1 protein-coding gene is annotated in these 244 nt (G+C 54.9%); it reads right to left on the bottom strand.

Annotated features, from left to right (window positions below; all coding sequences use genetic code 11):
• Window positions 1-2 precede the first annotated feature (2 nt).
• On the bottom strand, window positions 3-221 hold the full coding sequence (locus ACEN88_RS36085) for an HNH endonuclease (RefSeq protein WP_413347180.1): 219 nt from the start codon (window positions 219-221) through the stop codon (window positions 3-5).
• Window positions 222-244 lie beyond the last annotated feature (23 nt).

A 244-nucleotide genomic window follows, 5' to 3' on the forward strand; every position in this document is an offset into this window, starting at 1 on the left:
TCCTAGTGCCGATGCTGCGCGACCAGGAGCAATGAGTCGTTCAAGCTGTCTCTGTCCACCGAAAAATGTGCATCCCTATGGCAATTTGGACAAAGCGCAACGCAGTTTGATACTCGATCACTGACCTCCACACCCAGTATGTGGTGGACGTCCAGAAAGCCAGTATACGAGCGGCTTGCTCCGCAACCCGGCCGTTCACAACGCGCACCGCATCGATCTATGACCGCTTTTCGGACCTTCGGAT

It is taken from the genome of Massilia sp. CT11-108 (genome assembly GCF_047302915.1).
In the GTDB taxonomy this organism is placed as follows: Bacteria; Pseudomonadota; Gammaproteobacteria; order Burkholderiales; family Burkholderiaceae_D; genus Telluria; species Telluria orientalis.